Origin of the sequence: Nakamurella sp. PAMC28650, assembly GCF_014303395.1 — a bacterium.
Lineage (GTDB): Bacteria > Actinomycetota > Actinomycetes > Mycobacteriales > Nakamurellaceae > Nakamurella.
The window spans coordinates 3,603,229-3,623,308 of the sequence record NZ_CP060298.1 but is presented as its reverse complement, the minus strand read 5'-3'; the positions used below and the strand labels follow the sequence as shown (position 1 = coordinate 3,623,308).

The following is a 20,080-nucleotide window of genomic DNA, read 5'->3' as shown; positions in this document are numbered from 1 at the left end:
GGAAGCGTCAGGGTCACGTCAGCCCGGGGACGGCGACCGCGTCGCCCACTCCGGCGAGCAGACCGACGTCATGGGCGACCCGTCCCCCGACGATGGTGGCCAGGGTCACGGGCATCGGAGCACCGGGGGTCAGATCCGGCAGGAGCGGTACCCGGGAGCGGGGATCGGTCGACCAACGGGCGACCTTCTCGTTCGCGGCCGGACGGACCAGTTCCCCCGCGGCGAAGATGGCCAGATGGGCCGGCGCCCCGACGGTGATGGTGCCGACGGCGCGGTCCGTCCGGCCCGCCGCCCGGTGCCCGCCCCGGGTGTGCGCGGTGAACGCAGCGCGGGAGGACAGCCCTGAGCCCGCGGTCCGGTGGTGCACGGCGGCCTGCACCGCGAGCCAGGGGGAGGCGGGCGTGACCGGGGCGTCCGAGCTCAGGGCCAGTGCCACCCCGGCGGAGGCGAACCGCGCGAGGGCGTTCATCGGGACGGCCCGCTCCCGGCCGAGACGCCGCGCGTACATCCCGTCGGGACCACCCCAGGCCGCGTCGAACATCGGTTGCATGCAGGCCACCGTCCCGGTCGCGGCGAACGTCGCGATCGCCTCGGCGTCGGCCATCTCGGCATGTTCGATCCGGGGGACGCAACCGGCCATCCGGACGGTCCCGACACCGGCTGCGGTGTCCTCCAGCCGGGCGGTGGCCCGACGCAGAGCGTGGGCGACGGCACTGACCCCGTCGTCGCCGATCGCGTGGAACCCGGGCTGCACTCCGGCCGAGGCGCAGGCCCAGAGATGTTCGGCCAGTTGATCATCGGTCAGATACCGGGTACCGGAGGTGGTCGGATCGTCGTGGTAGGGATGCGTCAGGGAGGCCGTCCTCGACCCGATCGCGCCGTCGACCGAGAGGTCACCGGCCAGCGCGACCGCCCCGGTGCGCGCGAGCAGCGCCCTGGCCTCCTCCGGGTCGCCGACGGCGGCGGCCAGGTAGCCCAGCACCGAGATCGGTGTCTCGATCGCGAGCAACGCCCGGAGATCGTCCTGCCCGCTCTCGTCGCCGGCCGCGCATTCGTGCACCTCGACGATACCGGCGGCGAGCGCCCCGGACAGGAACGCCCGCTGGGCGGCGGCCCGTCGACCCGGGGTCAGCAGCGATTTCGCCAGGTTGCGCACCAAGTGGTGCCCGTCCCTGGTCTGCGGCAGGTGCGGGTCGATGGTGGCCGACCGGGTGGACTGCGGCAGCCGAGCGACCAGTGCGGTGCTGACCAGGGCCGAGTGGACGTCCACCCGGCTCAGGTAGGTGGGGCGGTTCCCGACGGTCAGGTCGATCTCGGCCCGCGTCGGCGGCCGGTTCTCCGGCCAGGTGGTCTCGTCCCACCCGTGGCCCCAGACCAGTTCACCCGGTGGCACGGCGGCGGCCGCATCACCGATCCGCCGGAGGCAGTCGGCCAGCGAGGTGGCCGCGCCCAGCGCCAGGCCGGTCAGGGCCAGACCGGCGTCGGTGGTGTGGACGTGGGCGTCGACGAAACCCGGTGTCACCAGGGCCCCGTCGAGATCCACCACGTGGTCAGGACGCCCGGCCATCTCCAGTGCGTGTTCGGCGCCGATCCAGCTGATCACGCCGTCGGTGATGGCCACGGCGGTGGCGTCCGGATCCGCCGCGGTGTGGACGCGACCCCCGTGCAACAGGATGGTCGTCATCGTGGCGGGCCGGGCAGGTCGGGTGGGACGGGTTCACTGGTGGGCACGAGATCAGTCAAGCACTCCCCCGCCCCGGGCCCTCGACGGCCGGTCAGACGACGACCTGCTCACTGCGCCGCGGGAGCATCAGTGCCGCAGCGGCCATGGCGGCGCAGATCACCACCACCGCGATGAAGACGTGGTGCGAGGCGGTGTTGATCGCCGTGGCCGACTGGTCCGGTGAGCCGGAGGCGTTCAGTACCGCATTGGCGATGGCCCCGAAGAGAGCGACACCGACCGCACTGCCGATCGAACGGCTGAACATGTTCGTGCCGGTCACCACGGCCCGATCGGACCAGCCGACGCTCGACTGGGCCGCTACCAGCGTGGGACTGGCGACCAGTCCCATCCCGAGGCCCACGATGAAGCAGAAGACCCCGACGGTGACGATCGACGAGTCACGGCCCAGGAGCAGGGTCAGGGACGTCCCGGTGAGCGCGATCAGACCACCGATCACGGCCGTCCAGCGGAACCCGATCCGCAGGTACAACCGGCCGGAGAACGACGCAGCGATGGGCCAACCGATGGTGAGGGTGGCCAACGCGAAACCGGCGACCAGTGGGCCGGCCCCCAGCACCGTCTGGACGTAGGTCGGAATGTAGGACGTCAGGCCGAGCAGGACCGCCCCGACCGAGAGCGACACCGCACTCCCGCCGACCAGGACGCGGCGGCGGAAGATCCACAGCGGGAGGACCGGTTCGGCGGCCCGGCGTTCGACCTGGACGAAGCCCACCAGGGCCAGCACCCCCACGACGAAGATCCCGATGCCGGCCGGTGAGTTCCAGGCCCAGCTCTGGCCGCCCTCGAGCAGACCAAGGATCAACAGCGAGCAGCCGACCGTCAGCAGGACGGAACCGAGGTAGTCGATGCGGTGGGGCTTGCGGGTCACCGTCTCGTTGAACTTCCGCAGCAGCATCCACCCGGCGAGGAAGCACATCGGGATGTTGACGAAGAAGATCCAGCGCCAGGAGACCCATTCGGAGAAGACGCCGCCGAGCGTCGGGCCGACGACGGACGCGATACCCCAGACGCTGGCCAGGTACCCCTGCACCTTGGCGCGCTCCTCCAGGCTGTACAGGTCGCCGACGATGGTGATGCTCATCGGCTGGACGGCGCCGGCGCCCAGGCCCTGCAGGGCACGGAACGCGATCAGGGCCGGCATGCTCCAGGCCACACCGCACAGGATGGAACCGACCAGGAACAGGGCGATGCCCAGCAGGATCACCGGTTTGCGGCCGAACATGTCGGCGACCTTCGCGTAGATCGGGACCGAGACCGCCTGCGCCAACAGGTAGATCGAGAACAGCCAGGGGAACTCGGAGAACCCGCCGAGGCTGCGGACCACCGACGGGACCGCCGTGGCGATGATGGTGGAGTCCAACGCCACCAGCGAGGTGGCCAGCATCAGCGAGATCAGAATCGGCCCACGGTCGGACCGGAATCCGACGCCGGTCGCGGCGTCGCGCGGCTTGGTCGTCGTCACAGCGCCGCTGCCACAGGTGTTGCTGCTCCAGATGTTGCTGCTACAGCGATAGGAACGCGCACAGATGGATCCACTTCCATGAGGCAGATCGATCCGACGGCCGAGCGGGCGTCGAGATCAACAGCAGGTTCGGTCAGTTTCCCCATGCTAACGAAACACGGAGCTGATCGATTCCCGTGGCGTGGCCCTCACACCGGGCGGAGGCCGGTCCATTCCGCGGCGAACGCGAGCTGGTCGGCGTACTCCTGCGCCAGTGCCCTGGCCGGCTTGCCCATCCCGTGCCCGGCCCGGGTGTCCACCCGGAGCAGGATCGGCGCACCGCCGGACTGGCAGTACTGCATCCGGGCGCCGAACTTGAGCGAGTGGGCCGGTACGACGCGGTCGTCGTGGTCGCCGGTGCTGATCAGGGTCGGCGGGTAGGCGGTTCCCTCCCGCAGCGCATGGAGCGGCGAATAACGTTGCAGCACATCAAAATCCGCCGCGATGTCGGGGCTGCCGTACTCGCTGGTCCAGGCCCAGCCGATGGTGAACAGGTGGAAGCGCAGCATGTCCATCACCCCGACCGTCGGAAGGGCGGCCGCGAACAGGTCGGGGCGCTGGGTGATCACCGCGCCGACCAGCAGACCGCCGTTGGACCGGCCGTGCACGGCCAGTTGCGTGGTGGTGGTCGTGCCGTCGGCGATCAACGCCTCCGCGCAGCCGATCAGGTCGTCGAACACCCGCTGCTTGTGGTGCAGCATGCCCGCCTCGTGCCAGGCGCTGCCGAACTCTCCGCCACCCCGCAGGTTGGCCACCACCAACACCCCACCGGCGGCGATCCAACCGGCGAACAGAGCCGAGAAGCTCGGCTGCAGCGGGATGTCGAACCCGCCGTAGCCGTAGAGCAGCGTCGGTGCCGGACCCGGCGCGAGGTCGGCACGCCGCACCACGCTCATCGGCACCTGCGTACCGTCGGCGGACCGCGCCGTCCGCCGTTCCGCGGTGACCGCAGGCAGCGTGACCGCTCCCGGCGGCGCCGGCAGCAGTGCCACCACACCGTCGGTCGTGATCCGGTAGCTGCGCGCCCGGTGATCGAAACCGGTTGTGCCGACGAATATCTCCGCCGAGGTCGGCCGAGCCCTGACCACGGTGAACGACACCAGATCACCCAGCGCGGGTGCCGCCAGCAGAGCGCCGTCGCGATCGGTGATCTCCAGCCGGCCGGCGGTGTCGACCGAGTAGAGCAGCACGAACGAGTCCAGGGCCGTCGCGACCCCGGCGAGCAGCCGGTCCGGTGTACCCGCTGCGATCGTCGACCAGGTGGCTCCCGTGTCCGCCAGGTCCACCGCGACCAGGCGACCCGACGGCGCGTCGCGCTCGGTCCGGAGATACAGCGTGTCGCCGGCGGACCCGACCACGTGGTGGGCGTCGGCCAGCTCGGCGACGACGGCGACCTCCCCGGGCCGCACCCGGCTGCGTCCCTGGTCGTCACGATCCAGCCGGCGCACCGCCACGGTGGCCCGCGAATCGGTGCCGGGCGAGGCGGTCAGCACCAGCAGGCGGCCGTCCGCGCTCACCCACGGATCCACCATCCACTCCCGGGACTCGAGCCGGGACCAGATCAGTTCGTCATCGGCCTGGTCGGCGCCCAGTCGGTGCAGCGCGAGCACCCCGGCCCCGGTGGCGTCGGTGAAGGCACCAGAACTGGTGGTCTCGGCGCAGGGGTAGTGCCAGTACAGGAACGACGCCCCATCGGGCAGCCAGGTCGGGTCCAGCCACTTGGCGCCGCCGAGCTCGTCGGGCAGGACGGTGCCGGACGCCACGTCGACGACGCCGATCGTCCGCCAGTCGGACCCGGCATCCGAACGGACGTAGCCGGCCAGCGTGCCGTCGTCGCTGATGCTCAGGCCGGTGAGGGCCGACGTGCCGTCGGTCGACCAGCGGTTGGGGTCGATCAGCACCCGGCCGTCGCCGGCCACCAGCTCCTCGAGGCTCTGCGCGACGAACAACTGGTCCTGGTCGAGTCGACCGGGGTTGGCGATCATGAAGTAGCGGCCGCCGCGCTCCCAGGGGACCCCCGACCGTGGAGCGGTGAGCAGCGCAGTCGTGCTGGCCAGGAAGGCATCCCGCCCGGCCAGACCGTCCAGGTAGGGGCGGGACAGATCGTTCTGGGCGGTGACGAACGCGGTGGTCCGGGCCGCGTCCGGATCCTCCAGGTAGCGGTACGGGTCGGCGACGGTCATCCCGTGCAGGACATCCGTGGTGTCGTCCCGATCGACGGCGGGGTACTCCACGTCAGCCCTCTGGGTGGACGACGGGACCGGTCACCACGGCCGGCGCCGCCGCGGCGACCGGAAAGCCCGCGGTCACCGGACGGTCCTCGAACGGCGTCGACAGGACCACGGTGGTACGGGTCGAAACGTTGGCGGTGGCGCGGATCTGGGCGAGCAATGCCTCCAGCGCGGACGGCGAGGCCACCCTGACCTTGACGATGTAGGACTCCACGCCCGCGACCGAGTGGCACGCCTCGATCTGGTGCAGCGGCAGCAGGCGCTGCGGGTAGTCGTCGGGTTCGGCCGGGTCGATCGGGGTCAGCGACACGAACGCCGTCAGCGGCAGGCCGATCTGCTCGCCGTCGATCCGGGCGGCGTACCCGCGGATGACGCCGCGCTGCTCCAACCGCCGCACACGTTGGTGTACCGCGGAGACCGAGAGACCGACCTTGTCCGCCAGATCGGTGTAGGAACAGCGGCCGTCGGCGGCCAGGACCGCGGCGATCCGCGCATCGATTTCCTCCAGCATGGCGGTTCAGCCCCCCAAGGTGGTCAGTGTCTTGGCGGCCCTGTTCATCAGCACCGCGCCCTCGGGTCCGACGACGACGATGTCCTCGATGCGGACGCCGAACCGGCCGGGGAGGTAGATGCCAGGTTCGATGGAGAAGGCCATTCCCTCCTCGAGCGGAAGGTCGTTGCCGGACACCATGTACGGGTGCTCGTGGACCTCGAGACCGATGCCGTGGCCGGTCCGGGTGATGAAGAACGGGCCGTAGCCGGCCTCCTCGATCACCGCCCGCGCAGCCCGGTCGATGGACTCCGCCGGAACCCCGGGCCGGACCGCGTCGATCCCGGCCTGTTGCGCGAGACGAACCACCTCGTAGACCTTCTCGAAGTCCGGGTCGGTCTCCGGCCCGGCGACCAGATAGGTGCGGGTGCAGTCGGAGTAGTAGCCGGACGCGTGAGGGCCACCGATGTCGATGACCACCGGGTCGCCGGCCGCGATGACCTTCGAGGAGGCTTCGTGGTGCGGGCTGGCACCGTTGGACCCGGACCCCACGATCACGAACTCGGCCCGGGCATGACCCTCCTGGACGATCGCCGCGGCGATGTCCGCAGCGACCTCCGCCTCGGTCCGGCCGTGGCGCAACCATTCCCCGATCCGCGCCTGGACCCGGTCGATCGCGGCACCGACCTCGGCCAGGGCGGCGATCTCGGACGGCCCCTTGCGCATCCGCAGTTCACCGATGATCTCGCCGGCCAGGGTCAGCTCGGAACCGGGGACGGCCCAGGAGATCCCGAGCGCATGGACCGCCGGCATGTGGTAGTCGACCGCCAACACCCTGACGTCGGCCGGGAGCAGGTCGACCAGCACCGGATAGGGATCCATCCCATCCGTCCAGGTGGTGAACGGGACGCCCAGCGCCTCCAGCGGGCTGCCCGCCCATCCGGGCCGTTCCAGGGCGGGCAGCACCATCTGCGCAGTGCCGACGGCCGGCACCACCAGCGCCGTCAGCCGTTCGTGCGAGGTCACCGAGTGACCGGCGAAGTACTGCAGGTCCGCGCCCGGGGAGATCACGACCACGTCCGCACCGGACCGCGCAGCCTGCGCGGCGAGGCGGCGCAGCCGATCGGCGAACACGCCCGTGGTGTCTGCGACGCCCGTGGCCTCTGCGACCCCCTCTGCGACTACCTCTCTGACTCCCGCTGCGACGGGAGCGGTTGCGGTGCTGGGTGCGGCGGACATGAACGGGATCCTAGTGGGTGACGTCCGGTCGGCGATGGGGACGGCCACCACCGTCGAGTCGACGGCAGCACCGACCGATCCACTCGTCGACCGAGCCCGGTAGCGTCGGCCAGCATGCTGCAGCTGCTCGATCTCGCCGGGATCTATTTCCGCGCCTTCCACGGGGTGCCGTCGACGACGGTCGACCCCGCCGGTCGACCCGTCAATGCCATCCGGGGCACGCTGGACATCATCCGCCGGGTGGTGACCGACGGGCAGCCGTCCCGGGTGATCGCCTGCCTGGACCTGGATTGGCGTCCGGCCTGGCGGGTGGAGTTGGTGCCGACCTACAAGACTCATCGGGTGGCACCCGAATCGGACAACCCTCAGCCTCTAGTTAAGGGTGAGACTGCCGTCGAGGAGGTGCCCGACGAACTCGCCCCGCAGATCCCGGTCCTGCTCGAGGTGCTCGCCGCCATCGGAATCTCCACCGCGGGGGCCCCCGGCTTCGAGGCCGACGACGTGATCGGCACCCTCGCGGCGCGGGAACGCCGGGATCCGGTCGAGGTCGTCACCGGCGATCGCGACCTCTTCCAGGTGGCCCGGGAACTGCCGACACCCATCCGGGTCCGCTACATCGGGGCGGGGATGAGCAAGGTCCAGGTGCTCGACACGGCCGGCGTGGCCGACAAACACGGCATTCCCGTCGGTAGGTATCCCGATTTCGCGGTCCTGCGCGGAGACGCCTCCGACGGCCTGCCGGGCGTCGCCGGCGTCGGCGACAAGACGGCCGCCACGCTGATCAGCGCCTTCGGATCGATCGAGGGCGTCATCGATGCGGTGCGCGACCCGGCGTCCGCACTCACCCGGGCGCAGCGGCTGAAGCTCACGCCCGCCCTGGACTACCTGCTCGTGGCCCCGAAGGTGGTCAGGGTGGCGACCGATGCGAACGTCACCGTGACACCGGCCGGGGACGGCACCCTGCCAACCTCGCCCGTGGACGCGGCCCGCCTGCTGCAACTCTCGCGGGACCACGGCCTCGGGTCGCCCGTCGCCAGACTGCTCGACGGGCTCGGCAGCAGATCCTGACCGAAGGGCCGGGAAGCGGAGAGCCCGGGACTCGCTCCGTCCTAGTTGGGGACGCCGACCTCGTACTTGCCGGTGTCGTCCTTGACCGTGATCGTCACGGTCTTGGGAGCACCGTTGATCGTGGCGGTGCAGTTGAAGGTGGCGTTGATCTTGACGGCCTGGTCCGACGGGCAGCTGACGGCGCTCACGCCTGTGGTGCCGTAGCCCGCCGGCGGCGCAGCGGTCAGGATGTTGGTGACGCCGGCCTCGACCTTGGTGTGGTCGAACACCTTCTTGTTCAGCACACCGGGGTAGAGGAAGAGCACCACCGCAGCGATGGCCAGGACCAGCACCACCGCTCCGATGCCGATCATCAGACCCTTGCCGGACTTCTTGGCCGGCGGCGTGGCGGTGGGCTGCTGGCCGTAGGCCGGCTGACCGAAACCACCCTGCTGCCCGTAGCCGGCCGGCTGTGCGTAGCCCGGCTGCTGCCCGTAGCCCCCCGGCTGGCCGTAGGCGGGATCCGGCGCGCCGTAGGTCGGTCCGGCCGGCTGGCCGTAGACGGGCTGTTCGTAGGACGGGCCGCCACCGTACCCGGGGGCACTCCCGTAGGTGCTCGGTTGGCCGTAGGCCGGCTGGGCTCCGCTGGGTTGGCCGGTCGGCTGTCCGTAGGTCGGCTGCCCGTAGGCGGGCTGACCGTACCCGGGTTGGCCGTAGCCCTGGCCCGGGTCAGCAGCGGGCTGACCGTAGGTCGCGGGCTGGCCGTACGGTGGTTGCTGGCCGTAGCCGGGCTGCTGCCCGTAGGCGGGCGGCTGCGGGGCGCCGGGCTCGGGATTGGCGGGGGGCTGGTAGCCGGGCTGACCGTACTGGGGCGGCCACTGGGCCGGATCCCCCTGCTGTCCGCCGGGACCGTAGGGAGTGCTCACGCGCCACACCGGCCCTTCGCGACGGCGCCGCTCGCAACGTGCGCGCCGGCCGTCGGTCGTCCTGCGATGCGATGCTCGATCACTACAGCCTCCTCGATCACGCCGACCCACACGCCGACGTCACATTGGTGATCAAACCATGACCCGGCTCCGACCACACGGAGCAGGTCGACCAGGGTTTGAAATTCATCCGGACGGTACCGAGTGCCAGGAGCTTTGTCAGGGCGTTGCTGATACTGCGGGCGGGTGGGCTCGTCGCCACCGGGCAGCGCGGCACCCTGGGGAGCCGAACCCGGACCCGTTGCAGGATCGGTGGGCCGTCACACTGCACCCAGCGCCACCACCCCCCTGCGCAACGCGGTCAGCGCCTGCTTCGCAGTGGCGGAGAGATCGGAACCGGCGACGGTGCGGACCTGGTCGAGCAGATCGATCACCTGCCGGCACCAGCGGACGAAGTCACCGGCCGACATGTCGGTGCCGGTGGCATTGGCCACCTCGAGGGACTGGGTCAACGTCTCACCGCGTGCCCAGGCGGCCACGGCCGCGGCAAAACCCGGATCCGGACTGCGGGTGGCCGGCAGCCCGGCATCGGCTTCGTCTGCGGTGATCTGCGCCCAGATCCGCTGGGTCTCGGCCATCGCGGTGGCGGCCGCGCCCGCCGGTAGGCGGGGGGCACCGACACCCTCCCGCCGCGCCTCGAAGACCAGCATCGATGCGGCGGCCGCCAGTTCGGCGGGACCGAGGTGGTCCCAGACGCCCCGCTGCAGGCACTCCGCGACCACCAGGTCGCTCTCGGACCAGATGCGCGACAACATCCGCCCCGCGTCGGTGAGGTCATCACCCCGGATGTAGCCGTAGCGGTCCAGCAGACCGAGGATCCGGTCGAGGGCATCACCCAGCGAGTTCCGGGAGCCGGCCACCCTGGCCTCGAGGGCCGCATTCTCGGTCTTCAGCCGCTGCCAACGTCTGGCCCACTGCAGGTGGGTGTCACGGTCGGCGCAACCGTGCACCGGATGCGAACGGACCGCACGGCGCAGCGCGGCGATGTCGACGTCCTCGCGGTTGCCGCGCGGGACGGCTCCCTTGGTCGCCAACCTTCCACCGGTCGCGGCCGCACCGAGCGCGGACGCGATGTCGCGACGCACCCCCGGAGCCCGGTGGTCGACGAACTTGTCCAGCTTGATCCGGCCGAGACTCGGTACCGGGCCACGGAAGTCGCTGGCCGACAGACGTCCGGCCCAGCGTCCGACGGTGACCACCAGCGGGCGCACGACGTCGTCGGACCCGACCCCCGGATCCAGCACGACCGCCAATCCAGCGCGCCGCCCGGCCGGGATGGAGATGACGTCACCCCTGGTCAGGTTCATCAGATCCTGGGTGGTCGCGTCGCGACGGCGGGCCGCCCCCGCCCGGGCCTGGGTCTTCTCCTGCGCGGCCAGCTCGTTGGTCAGCCCGAGGTACTCCGCAACGTCACCGAGGTGGCAGGTCATCGCCTTCAGGTGCGACGTGATCGCCTCGTCGTCCCGCCGGACCTGACGGACCAGACCGACCACGGCCGAGTCGGCCTGGAACTGCGCGAACGACTGCTCGAGCAACTCCTTGGCCGAACGGCGACCCATCCGGTCGGTGAGGTTGACGGCCATGTTGTAGCTGGGCCGGAACGAGGAGCGCAACGGGTAGGTCCGCTTGGAGGCCAGTCCGCCGACCACGTGCGGATCCATCCCGGGCGACCAGAGCACCACGGCGTGGCCCTCGACGTCGATGCCGCGTCGTCCGGCCCGGCCGGTCAGCTGGGTGTACTCCCCCGGCGTCAGGTCGACGTGGCCCTCGCCGTTGTACTTGACGAGCTTTTCCAGCACCACCGTCCTGGCCGGCATGTTGATGCCCAGGGCAAGGGTCTCCGTCGCGAACACCGCCTTCACCAGGCCCGCCACGAAGAGTTCCTCGACGGTCTCCTTGAAGGCCGGCAGCATCCCGGCGTGGTGGGCGGCGATACCGCGCTCGAGCGCCTCGCGCCACTCCCAGTAGCCCAGCACCGCTAGATCGGCCTCCGGGAGGTCCACCGTGCGGCGGTCGATCACCGCGCGGATCTCGCTCCGCTCGTGCTCGCTGGTCAGTCGCATCCCGGAGCGGACGCACTGGGTGACGGCCGCGTCACATCCGGCCCTGGAGAAGATGAAGGTGATGGCCGGCAGCAGGCCGGATCCGTCCAGCCGCTCGATCACGTCGACGCGGGAGGTCGGCCGCCAACGGGTCCCACCGGCGCCGTGCTGGCTCCCCCCGTGCTGGCTACCGAAGCCGGCCCGCCCGCCCCGGTTGTCACGGTTGCTGCGCTCCCGGCCCCGTCCGGACCCGCCGCCCCCGAACCGGTCCGCCAGTGCCTCGGCGTCGGACACCGCCCTGGCCAGCGCCGGCTCGATCCGGATCCGGGCGTTCGGTCGGGACGGGTCGAAGTGCTCGCTGGAGGTGCTGAACAGGTCGTACAGCCGGCGACCGACCAGCATGTGCTGCCACAGCGGGACCGGACGGTGCTCGTCGACCACGACGGTGGTGTGTCCGCGGACCGTCTGCAGCCAGGCGCCGAACTCCTCGGCGTTGGAGACCGTGGCGGAGAGACCGACCACCTGCACGTGCGGAGGCAGGTGCAGGATGACCTCCTCCCAGACCGCCCCACGGAACTTGTCGGCGAGGTAGTGGATCTCGTCCATCACGACGGCCGTCAGGCCGTCAAGATCGGGCGAGTCCGCGTAGAGCATGTTCCGCAGCACCTCCGTCGTCATCACCACGGCGTCGGCATGCGAGTTGATCGAGGTGTCGCCGGTCAGCAGTCCGACCCGGTCGGCGCCGTACTCGGCGACCAGGTCGGAGAACTTCTGGTTCGACAGGGCCTTGATCGGCGTGGTGTAGAAGCACTTTCCACCGGTCGCCAGCGCCCGGTAGACGGCGAACTCGCCGACCACCGTCTTCCCGGCGCCCGTGGGGGCACAGACCAGGACACCGCGGCCGTCCTCCAGCGCGCGGCAGGAGTCGATCTGGAACGGATCCAGGGCGAACGGACGACCGGCGGCGAACTCGGTGAAGTACGGGTGCTGCGCGCGGTCCCTCGACCTCGCGTACCGGTCGGCCGGGGAGACCGGTTCTTCGGATTCAGCGTCGTAGTGGTCCGTCAGGTGACCATCGCTCACGTAGCGTCGCCGAAGTCACGGGAGGGATCGTTGATGATCGGCGCCGGCGCGCCGACCGGGGTGGGGCGTTCGATCAGGTCAGAGGCCTCGGTGCCGCCGTGCCTCCCGGCGGTCGTCGGAACGGGCGATGCCTCGTCGTCGGACAGGTCCGTCAGGCCCTCGGCCTCGTCCCGGGTGCCCTTGCGCTTGTCGTGGAGCTTGGTCACCTGGACGGCCACCTCGTACAGGATCGTCAGCGACAGGGCCAGCGCCGACATGGTGATCGGGTCGTTCCCGGGCACCACCAGGGCGGCGAACACCACGATGCCGAAGATGGAGTAACGACGGGCCTTGGCCAGCTTGGCGCCCTTGATCAACCCGATGACGTTCAACATGATCAGCAGCAGGGGCAGCTCGAAGGACACCCCGAAGATGATCAGCATGGCCTGCAGGAACTGGAAGTACTTGGACGGGTCGAGGCCGCTGACCACACTGCTGCCGGCGAACCCGAGGAGGACCGTGAGGCCCTCGCTGATGACGAAGTAGGCGAGCACCGCACCCGCGGCGAACAGCGTGGCGGCGCAGCTGACGAAGATGCGGGCGAACTTGCGCTCCTTGTCGAACAGCGCGGGGGTGACGAAGCCCCACAGCTGCGAGAGCCAGACCGGGCTGGAGAGCACCGCGCCGACCATGAAGCCGGCCTTCAACCGGATCTGCAGCGGGCTGAAGACGTCCGTGGCGAGCAGGGCGCAGGCGTGGCCGGGTACCGGGAGACGCTTGGACGCCGGCACCCTGCAGTAGGGGCCGGTGAGGATGTCACCGAGGTTCGGGATGTGCAGGGCCGGGATGGACACGGTGTACCAGATGAAGCCGACGGCGGTGCCGAGTGCGAGGCCGAGGGCGGCCCAGAACAGCCGCTTGCGAAGCTCGTAGAGGTGCTCCATCAAGGACATCGTGCCGTCGGGCTTCGGCTCGTCCTTCTTGCGGCCTAGCAACACGGAGCACTCCTTGGATGACGAGCGGACCCACCGGGTCCGCCTTCGATGATGCCATGGTCAGGTGCGGCGGCCGCTGAAGCCCCCGGCAACGCCGGGCCCTCTCGGGCGGGCCCCCCTGGTTCGGCGCCGCAGGCTGCGGGGACTGCACTTCGTCGTGTGCGTACCGGTCAGCGATAGGCCTCCAGTGCCTCGGCAGCCCGAGCGCTGACCCGTAGTGCCAGGTCGGGCCGGTCCTCGATCACGGCGGCCCCGCCGAGCGAGAGCACCAGTCGTAGCAGCCAGTCGTCCCCACCGGACCGGAGCCGGACCCGGAGCGATCCGGGCGCTGTCTCGTCGTCCTCGGCCGGAAGTTCGACCGCATCCTCCGTCTGGTAGTACTCGGCGACCCACCTGGCCGCCGCGGCCAGCCGTAACGTCACCGGCGGGATCTGCGGATCCGGGTGGAACATCTTCTCCGGCACGTCCGAGTCGACCCACAGCTGTCCCTGGGCGGGCTCGTCCAGAACGGTGATGTCCTCGATCCGGTCCACCCGGAAGTGACGGACCGCGTCGGCCGAGTGGCAGTAGCCCTCCAGGTAGGCGTGCCCGTCGGTGACCAGCAACCGGATCGGGTCGACGATGCGCTCGGTCAGCGCGTCGCGGGACGCGGTGTAGTAACGCATCCAGATCTGCCGTGATTCATCGACCGCCTGCCGGACCGCCCCGAGCGCCGGAGCGTCGTCGGCCGCTGCGACCCGGACCGCTCCGGCCGTCTCGGCGCCGGCCTGTTCGAGCTTCGCCAGTGCCGAGTAGACGGCGTCCGCATCGACGAGGCCGGGGAGATCCGCGAAGGCCCGCAGGGCCACCGTCAAGGCGACCGCCTCGTCCGAGGTGAGCCGGATCGGGCGTTCGATGCCGGCGTCGAACGCGATCGACACGGTGCCGCCCTCTTCGTCCAGCACGACGTCGATCAGGTCGTCCGGGTAGTAGCCGGGCAGACCGCAGACCATCAGCAGATCCAGGTCGGCGCCGATCTGCTCGGCGCTGACGCCGAACTCGACGGCCAGATCGACCAGCGCGACCCCGGGCCGGCGGGAGATGTACGGCACCAGCCCGAGCACCCTGGCCAGCCGATCCGTTGCGGTTTCGGTCATGTTCGATGGCCGGGCTCGGCGACGGCCAGGTCCACTTCGTCTTCGTCTTCGTCTTCGTCTTCGTCCAGGGCAGCCTGGTCGGCGTCGGCCTCGGCGGCGTTCTGCAGAGCCGGCCCGTCGGAGGACATCGCGCCGAGCAACAGCCGGATCACCGATTCTCGAAGGTCGGGGGGCTCGACGACGAACACGTCCGGACCCTGCTCGGCGATGGTCCGGGCGGTATCCCACAGATGGGCGAAGGGCACCCGAACGACGTCCCATCCTGCGTGCCGCCCGACCGGGTCGAGCTCGTCCGCCGTCACCGCCTGGCCGCCAACCTCGTCCCGCGCGCTCCGACGGCGGAGGCCGGTTGCCGCACCTGGCCTGATCAGCAGGGTCGCGGTCCGGTCGGCCGGCAACTCCACACTGCCGGCGACGAGCGCGAGCAGGTCCAGCTCGGCCGGCGCGCTGACGACACCCGCACGGCCGACCGGGTGGACCATGCCGACGATCCGGGACAACCGGAAGGTCCTGGTGGCCGCCCGCTCCACGTCATGCCCGACCAGGTACCACCGGCCCTTGTAGGACACCAGCCCCCAGGGCTGGACGTTCCGACCCTCGCCGGGCCCGGCCGGGTTCTTGCGGTAGCCGAAGGTGACGGCGCGTCCGGCCCGCACCGCCGCGTACAGCGGAGCGAAGGACGGGTCCCCGGTCCGCACCCGCGGCTGCAGGAGCCCGACCGCATGTGCCTGCTGCTCGGCGTCGGGGTCGGGCACGCCGGCATCCCGGATCTTGCGGATCGCGTTCGAGCCTGCGCCGGCCAGGGCGGTGGTCTCCCAGAGGCGGGAAGCCAGGCCCAGCGCCGCAGTCTCGGACGGGGTGAAGGACAGCTGCGGGAGCGAGAACTCCCCGGGCAGGATCCGGTAGCCGCCGGAGGTCTCCGTGCCATCGGACTGCAGCGGGATCCCGAGGTCCCGCAGTTCGGTCTTGTCTCGCTCGAACGTCCGGAAGAAGGCTTCCTCGGTGGGCGCGTCGCTGTACCCGGCGACCTTCTCCCGGATCCAGGCCGCCGTCCGGAACCGGGGCGAGTTGACCAGGGCGATCACCAGGTTCAGCAGTCGTTCCGCTTTCGCCGTCGCCACGCGTCCCAGCCTTGCACACCGGGACCTCAGGACGGCCGCCGCGCTCCGGACGACCCGCGCTGATCATCGTGCGGGTTCTGGGACGCGTGGGGCAGAAATCGACCTGATGATGAGCGCAGGCGAAGATGATAAGCGCGGCCAGCGGTTCCCAGGTGCGCTTATGGCAGGGCGGAGGAGGAAGTCGATACCGGGGGTTGCATCGGCAACGACGAGAACGCCGCAGACGGCCCGCCTGGGAGCCGCTACAGGGATTCGATGAGCTTGGTGACGCGGTCATCAGTGTTGCGGAACGGGTCCTTGAGCAGGACGGTGCGCTGCGCCTGGTCGTTGAGCTTCAGGTGCACCCAGTCGACGGTGTAGTCGCGGCCGGCGTCCTGCGCTGCGGCGACGAACTCGCCCCTGAGTTTGGCCCTGGTCGTCTGCGGCGCGAGGGTGGTGGCATCGGTGATCTCGTCGTCGGTGACGACGGTGGCGGCCATTCCCTTCTTCACCAGCAGCGAGTGCAGGCCGCGACCGGGCCGGACGTCGTGGTACGTCAGGTCGATCTGGGCGATGCGCGGGTCCGCCAGGTCCATGCCGTGCCGGGCTGCGTAGGAGTCGATCAGCTTCTTCTTGATCACCCAGTCGATCTCGGTGTCCACCCCGGACAGGTCGCCGATCTCGACCCCCTTGAGCGTCCGGCCCCACAGATCGAGCACCCGCTCGGATATCGGGTCGGTCCCCCGGCCGGCGACGTAGTCGACGGCCTTGGTGTAGTACTCCGTCTGGGCGTCCAGCGCCGAGATCTCCGAACCGTTGGCCAGCCGCACCGTCCGGCGCCCGGTGATGTCGTGCGAGATCTCCCGGATCGCCCGGATCGGATTGTCGAAGGTGAAGTCCCGCAACTGGATTCCCGCTTCGATCATCTCCAGCACGAGGGCGGCGCTGCCGACCTTGAGCAGCGTGGTCGTCTGGCTCATGTTCGAGTCCCCGACGATGACGTGCAGGCGGCGGTACCGCTCGGCGTCGGCGTGCGGTTCGTCCCTGGTGTTGATGATCGGCCGGGAGCGGGTGGTCGCGGAGGACACACCTTCCCAGATGTGGTCGGCCCGCTGCGACAGGCAGTAGGAGGCGCCCCGCGGCGACTGGAGCACCTTGCCGGCACCGGCGATCAGCTGCCGGGTCACCAGGAACGGGATGAGACCGTCTGCGATGCGGGAGAACTCACCGGCCCTGGCGATCAGGAAGTTCTCGTGGCAGCCGTAGGAGTTGCCGGCCGAATCGGTGTTGTTCTTGAACAGGTAGATGTCGCCGCCGATGCCTTCCTCGGCCAGTCGCGCCTCCGCGTCCACGACCAGGTCCTGCAGGATCCGCTCGCCGGCCTTGTCGTGGGCGATCAACGTCAGGAGGTCGTCGCACTCGGCGGTCGCGTACTCCGGGTGGGATCCGACGTCGAGGTAGAGCCTCGACCCGTTGCGCAGGAAGACGTTCGACGACCGGCCCCACGACACCACCCGGCGGAACAGGTACCTCGCGACCTCGTCGGGTGAGAGGCGGCGCTGTCCGTGGAAGGTACAGGTGATGCCGAACTCGGTTTCGATGCCCATGATCCGCCGCTGCATACGGCGAGACTATGCCTCACCGCGCGGAGTGTCGGTGAACTGCCGGGGGCGCGGCGACGACCCACGGCCCCCGGGGGCACCGACCTGCGGACGTCGCCTGGTGCTGTCGCGCACCTCACCGATCAACTCCTCGATGACGTCCTCCAAGGTCACCAGGCCGAGACGGGCCTCGGGCAGGGGCTCGACCGGCGGCCCGGCCGGGGCGGTCACCAGCGCGCCGAGGGCCACCACCGGATCGGCGGCCCCGGCCAGTTCCGGCACCGCTGGAACCGGCGCCGCCACCTGGGCGAGGTGCGCACCCAGGCGTCGCATCCGGTCGAGGGCGAGCCTGAGTTCGGTGCCCGCCACCACGACCGGCAACGGGCGGATCCGACCCGCCGGCACCGGTTCCTCCCGCAGTTCGGCCGGCAGGTCGATCACGTCGCGGATGTGCAGGTACCCGACGTACTTCCCGTCGTCACCCCGGACCGGGAACCGGGAGAAGCCGGTCCTGGCGCACGCCTGCTCGACTTCGGCGGCGCTGACGCCGGTGTGCAGGCAGACGACATCGGCGTCGGCCAGCAGCACCCGGTCGACGGTGGCGGTGTCGAAGTCGAGGGCGGAGGTGATCAGGTCGTGCTCCTGACTGTCGAGCAACCCCTCGGACCGCGACTCGGCGACAAGGCCGGCCACCTCGTCCCGGGTGAACGAGGACGCCACCTCGTTCCTCGGCTCGCGGCCGATCAGACGCACCACGGCATTCGACAGGTGGTTCAGGCCCCTGACCACCGGTCCGAGGAACAGGGTGATGGCCCGCAGCGGCGGAGCGAGCAGGATCGCGGTGTTCTCCGGGCCGGCGAGGGCGACGTTCTTGGGAACCATCTCGCCGAGTGCCACGTGGGCCGAGACCACCAGCAGCAGCGCTACGACCAGCGACACCGGTTGCAGCGCAGACTCTCCCACACCCAGGCGTTCGAAGAGCGGCTCGAGCAGGGTGGCGACCGCCGGCTCGCCGAGAGCGCCCAGGAGCACCCCGCACACGGTGATGCCCAACTGCGCACAGGCCATCATGACGGAGATGTCCTCCATCGCCTTCAGCGTCGTCCTGGCCCGGGAGCTGGTCACCGCGCGGGGTTCGATGACGGTCCGGCGGGCGGCGATCAACGCGAATTCGGCGGCGACGAAGAACGCGCTCAGTGCCAGCAGCACGACCACCAGCGCGACCAGCCCCCAGCTGCCCTTCACCGCAGTTCCCCGTTGTCGTCGACCTGCGCGACCGCGGACAGCACCACTGACTCGATTCGCCGGCGGGCCCTGGACGCGACGGTCAGCCGCACCGAGACCACCCGGGGCAGATCGTCGAGCGTGTTCACCGGGATCGGGAGGTCGTCGGCCGACCCGTGCACCCGGGCGGTCAGCACCCCCAGCGGCGTCTGCGCCAGGATGGTGGCCGTCACCTCGACCGTGTCGGCACTCTCGGGCAGCCGGCCGAGCCGGGCGATGACCAGACCGGCCACCGTCTCGTACGCGGTGGACTCCGGCAGCGTCACTCCGGTGATCTCGGCGATCTGGTCCGGCCGCAGATCACCCGGGAGCAGCCAGGTTCCATCGTGCTGCCGGGCGGCGCGCGGATCCCCCAGATCGTGTTCGTCGGTGATCTCGCCGACGAGTTCCTCGACCACGTCCTCGAGCGTCAGGATGCCGGCGGTGCCGCCGTACTCGTCGGTGACGACCGCCATCTGCAGGCCCTGCAGGCGCAGCAGGTCGAGGAGGTCGTCCAGCGGAATGGTCTCCGGGACGACCGGCACCTCGGTCATCAGTTGTTCGACCCGGACTCCCACCCGGTCGTCGGGTGCGATCGCGACGGCCCGCTTGAGGTGCACCAGGCCGACCACGTCGTCGGAGTCCTCGCCGGAGACCGGAAACCGTGAATGACCCGTCGCAGCGGCGGCCGTGATCACCGATTCGGCCGGGTCGGTGGCCTTGACGAAACGAACCCTGGTCCGCGGGGTGAGGACGTCGGCCGCGGTCTTGCCCGAGAAGGAGATGGTCCGCGACAGCAGACCCGCGGTGGGGGCGGGCAATGTGCCCTGGGCGGCCGACCTGCGAACGAGCGACTGCAGCTCGTCGGGCGAGCGGGCGGAGCGGAGTTCTTCCTGCGGCTCGATGGAGAAGATCCGCAGCACGCCGTTGGCGATGCCGTTGAGGACCCAGATCAACGGCCGGAAGACCAGTGTCGAGATGCGCAGCGGCATGACCACCGCCTTCGCGGTGACCAACGGTTCGGCGATGGCGAGGTTCTTGGGCACCAACTCGCCGAACACCATCGACAGGACGGTGGCGATGATCAGGGCCAGGACGACCCCGGCGGATGACGCAACACCGGGGCTGATCCCGATGGCGCGCAACGGGTCTGCGATCAGCGCGGCCAGCGAGGGTTCCATCACGAAGCCGAGGGCCAGCGTGGTGACGGTGATGCCGACCTGCGCCCCGGACAGCTGGGTGGACAGGGACCTGAGGCCGGCCAGCAGAGATTTCGCCCGACCGTCACCGGCGGCGGCCTCCTGCGCGACCTTGGCGCGGTCGACCGTCACCAGGCTGAATTCCGCGGCGACGTAGACGGCGGTCCCGACGATCAGCAGGAGCCCGACCAGCAGCAGGAGGATCTGGGTGATCATCGGATCGGGCACGGACGGGTGACCGCCGCGATCGGGTCCGCCGACGACGGGTGCTCTGGGTGAATATCCATGGGTTTGCCCCACATGGTAACGAACGCCCCTGGGAGCCCCGGAGCCCACGGGGACGTCCTGCACAGTGCCGGCTATTGCCCGCACTGTGCAGGACGTCCCGGGGCTCCAGGGCGCGAGGGGGGCTCCAGGGGGCGAGGGGGGGCGGGGGCGGGGCAG

Annotated in this window: 14 protein-coding genes; 1 reads left to right on the top strand and 13 read right to left on the bottom strand. The window is 70.4% G+C overall.

Annotated features, from left to right (window positions below):
* Window positions 1-13: 13 nt before the first annotated feature.
* From H7F38_RS16355 to H7F38_RS16335, 5 genes are all read right to left on the bottom strand, one after another.
* Window positions 14-1,684 (bottom strand): amidohydrolase, encoded by a 1,671-nt coding sequence (locus H7F38_RS16355; RefSeq protein ID WP_187090835.1) that lies wholly within the window; start codon window positions 1,682-1,684, stop codon window positions 14-16.
* 91 nt (window positions 1,685-1,775) lie between these two features.
* The gene (locus tag H7F38_RS16350; RefSeq protein WP_187094772.1) at window positions 1,776-3,128 is read right to left on the bottom strand and encodes an MDR family MFS transporter; all 1,353 of its coding nucleotides are present in this window, start codon (window positions 3,126-3,128) and stop codon (window positions 1,776-1,778) included.
* A 266-nt stretch (window positions 3,129-3,394) separates the two neighbouring features.
* The gene (locus H7F38_RS16345) at window positions 3,395-5,479 is read right to left on the bottom strand and encodes a prolyl oligopeptidase family protein (protein ID WP_187090834.1); all 2,085 of its coding nucleotides are present in this window, start codon (window positions 5,477-5,479) and stop codon (window positions 3,395-3,397) included.
* Window position 5,480: 1 nt separating this feature from the next.
* Complete coding sequence (locus H7F38_RS16340; RefSeq protein ID WP_187090833.1) at window positions 5,481-5,987, bottom strand: Lrp/AsnC family transcriptional regulator; 507 nt, start codon at window positions 5,985-5,987, stop codon at window positions 5,481-5,483.
* 6 nt (window positions 5,988-5,993) lie between these two features.
* Window positions 5,994-7,205, bottom strand: a complete 1,212-nt coding sequence (locus tag H7F38_RS16335) for a Xaa-Pro peptidase family protein (protein WP_187090832.1) — start codon at window positions 7,203-7,205, stop codon at window positions 5,994-5,996.
* Between the two features lie 114 nt (window positions 7,206-7,319).
* Here H7F38_RS16335 and H7F38_RS16330 point away from each other — a divergent pair, with 114 nt between their 5' ends.
* On the top strand, window positions 7,320-8,273 hold the full coding sequence (locus tag H7F38_RS16330; protein WP_187090831.1) for a 5'-3' exonuclease: 954 nt from the start codon (window positions 7,320-7,322) through the stop codon (window positions 8,271-8,273).
* Between the two features lie 41 nt (window positions 8,274-8,314).
* Here H7F38_RS16330 and H7F38_RS16325 read toward each other — a convergent pair whose 3' ends face one another.
* From H7F38_RS16325 to H7F38_RS16290, 8 genes are all read right to left on the bottom strand, one after another.
* Window positions 8,315-9,178 carry a DUF4333 domain-containing protein gene (locus tag H7F38_RS16325; protein WP_187090830.1) on the bottom strand — a complete coding sequence of 288 codons (864 nt, stop codon included), beginning with the start codon at window positions 9,176-9,178 and terminating at the stop codon, window positions 8,315-8,317.
* A 320-nt stretch (window positions 9,179-9,498) separates the two neighbouring features.
* Window positions 9,499-12,363, bottom strand: a complete 2,865-nt coding sequence (locus H7F38_RS16320) for an RNA helicase (RefSeq protein ID WP_255498018.1) — start codon at window positions 12,361-12,363, stop codon at window positions 9,499-9,501.
* On the bottom strand, window positions 12,360-13,340 hold the full coding sequence (gene tatC / locus H7F38_RS16315; protein WP_255498017.1) for a twin-arginine translocase subunit TatC: 981 nt from the start codon (window positions 13,338-13,340) through the stop codon (window positions 12,360-12,362). Before tatC ends, H7F38_RS16320 begins: the two co-directional genes overlap by 4 nt.
* 167 nt (window positions 13,341-13,507) lie before the next feature.
* Window positions 13,508-14,473: a YafY family protein gene (locus H7F38_RS16310; RefSeq protein ID WP_187090829.1), complete on the bottom strand. Its 966-nt coding sequence runs from the start codon at window positions 14,471-14,473 to the stop codon at window positions 13,508-13,510.
* Window positions 14,470-15,594 (bottom strand): YafY family protein, encoded by a 1,125-nt coding sequence (locus H7F38_RS16305; protein ID WP_222618124.1) that lies wholly within the window; start codon window positions 15,592-15,594, stop codon window positions 14,470-14,472. Before H7F38_RS16305 ends, H7F38_RS16310 begins: the two co-directional genes overlap by 4 nt.
* A gap of 242 nt (window positions 15,595-15,836) precedes the next feature.
* A complete protein-coding gene (gene pafA, locus H7F38_RS16300) occupies window positions 15,837-17,195 on the bottom strand; it encodes a Pup--protein ligase (RefSeq protein ID WP_187090828.1) in 1,359 nt (452 codons plus the stop codon).
* Window positions 17,196-17,204: 9 nt separating this feature from the next.
* Window positions 17,205-18,419, bottom strand: coding sequence for a hemolysin family protein (locus H7F38_RS16295; protein ID WP_187090827.1), 1,215 nt, complete (start codon window positions 18,417-18,419; stop codon window positions 17,205-17,207).
* Window positions 18,416-19,864: a hemolysin family protein gene (locus tag H7F38_RS16290; RefSeq protein ID WP_255498016.1), complete on the bottom strand. Its 1,449-nt coding sequence runs from the start codon at window positions 19,862-19,864 to the stop codon at window positions 18,416-18,418. Before H7F38_RS16290 ends, H7F38_RS16295 begins: the two co-directional genes overlap by 4 nt.
* Between the last annotated feature and the right edge of the window lie 216 nt (window positions 19,865-20,080).

What these genes read in the sequence shown, in the direction of transcription:
- H7F38_RS16355 (WP_187090835.1), bottom strand. Translation starts at nt 1,684, where the DNA reads ATGACGACCATCCTGTTGCACGGGGGTCGCGTCCACACCGCGGCGGAT.
- H7F38_RS16350 (WP_187094772.1), bottom strand. Translation starts at nt 3,128, where the DNA reads ATGCTGGCCACCTCGCTGGTGGCGTTGGACTCCACCATCATCGCCACG.
- H7F38_RS16340 (WP_187090833.1), bottom strand. Translation starts at nt 5,987, where the DNA reads ATGCTGGAGGAAATCGATGCGCGGATCGCCGCGGTCCTGGCCGCCGAC.
- H7F38_RS16335 (WP_187090832.1), bottom strand. Translation starts at nt 7,205, where the DNA reads ATGTCCGCCGCACCCAGCACCGCAACCGCTCCCGTCGCAGCGGGAGTC.
- H7F38_RS16330 (WP_187090831.1), top strand. Translation starts at nt 7,320, where the DNA reads ATGCTGCAGCTGCTCGATCTCGCCGGGATCTATTTCCGCGCCTTCCAC.
- H7F38_RS16310 (WP_187090829.1), bottom strand. Translation starts at nt 14,473, where the DNA reads ATGACCGAAACCGCAACGGATCGGCTGGCCAGGGTGCTCGGGCTGGTG.
- pafA (WP_187090828.1), bottom strand. Translation starts at nt 17,195, where the DNA reads ATGCAGCGGCGGATCATGGGCATCGAAACCGAGTTCGGCATCACCTGT.